Raw genomic sequence first — 1275 nt, 5'->3', positions numbered from 1 at the left:
ACTAAATATAAGAAGGAAAGAAAGTATAAGTGCCCCAATAGAACGTAATGTAAATTTATTCATAAAAAAATCCCCTTTCGTTTTGACACATCTAATTATAACTAATTATAACTAATTATAACTAGTTATAATTGAATATAATTTGAACGATGTAGTTGTTTTTTTAATATAGGAGAAATATTCTTTTCTTTGTTACAATGAAGGAAGAAAGTGAGGAATCGTCTATGGATCATCATTCCTACACAACGGAAGAAGTAGCGAAGCGATTAAAAGTATCAAAATTAACTGTATACGACTTAATTAAAAAAGGAGAACTTCCTTCTTATAGAGTTGGTAGACAGATGCGCATTGATGCAGCAGATTTAGATCAATATATAAAACAAATGAAAACAGGAAAGGTACAAGTTACTCCTGTAAAAAACGATGGTAGTAGTATCTTGAACACGTGTATTATTAGTGGTCAAGAACTAACGTTAGATATGTTAGCTAAACGTATAGAAAACCGTTTGCCAAGTTCTAATGTTTTAAGGGCGTATCAAGGTAGCTTAACAAGTTTAGTGAAAATGTATCAAGGAGAAGGAAGTATCGTTAGTTTGCATTTGTTTGATGGTGAAACGGGTACATATAATGTTCCTTATGTAAAACGCATTTTAGTAGGACAGCCATGTATTATGATTAATTTATTGTCCAGAAATGTAGGGTTTTATGTCCAAAAAGGAAATCCGAAGAAAATAAAGACATGGGCCGACATATCCGGATCCACTATAAAGTTTGTAAATCGAGAAAAGGGTTCTGGTATTAGAGTGTTAGTGGATGAACAATTACGAATCCAAAAATTAAATAAAGCTGATATTAGTGGATATGAATGGGAAGAATCGAATCATCTGGGTGTTGCCACGCAAGTTGCAAATGGAAAAGCTGATGTAGGAGTAGGTTCAGAAAAGTTTTCGCAAATTGTAAATGTGGACTTTATTCCAATCATGAAAGAACAGTATGATTTAGTAATTTTGAAGAATAAAGAAAATGAAGAGCTGATTGAAGTCGTGAAAGACATTCTGCAATCGGAAGAATTTCATAATGAATTAAATGCGATTGGCGGATATGATATTACGAAAATAGGTCAAATTATATATGAAACAAACTAAAAAGCTGCTTGTCTATAAGATGAAGTGAACCCTGAAAACGGGACACCTATCAAAACACCTAAACCACTTGTTCCCTAAATTCTTTAGGGGATAGGTGGTTTAATTTTTCTTGAATTCGCACACAATTGTA

General features: G+C 32.5%; 2 protein-coding genes and 1 pseudogene. 1 reads left to right on the top strand and 2 read right to left on the bottom strand.

The window, feature by feature from the left end:
• A pseudogene (locus tag MR170_RS30650) lies at window positions 1–63 on the bottom strand (molybdate ABC transporter substrate-binding protein); the annotation flags it as partial.
• 161 nt (window positions 64–224) lie between these two features.
• On the opposite strand from MR170_RS30650, the gene MR170_RS30645 reads away from it, so the two are divergent.
• Window positions 225–1145: a substrate-binding domain-containing protein gene (locus MR170_RS30645; RefSeq protein ID WP_242310640.1), complete on the top strand. Its 921-nt coding sequence runs from the start codon at window positions 225–227 to the stop codon at window positions 1143–1145.
• Between the two features lie 58 nt (window positions 1146–1203).
• Here the strand turns inward: MR170_RS30645 and MR170_RS32565 are convergent.
• Window positions 1204–1275, bottom strand: a 72-nt coding sequence (locus MR170_RS32565; RefSeq protein ID WP_326245104.1) for an IS3 family transposase, incomplete at its 5' end; no start/stop codon positions are given.

The organism is Bacillus cereus group sp. BfR-BA-01524, assembly GCF_022662595.1.
Classification (GTDB): Bacteria; Bacillota; Bacilli; order Bacillales; family Bacillaceae_G; genus Bacillus_A; species Bacillus_A thuringiensis_S.
The sequence above is the reverse complement of the archived record's forward strand: the minus strand, read 5'-3'. Positions and strand labels throughout refer to the sequence as shown.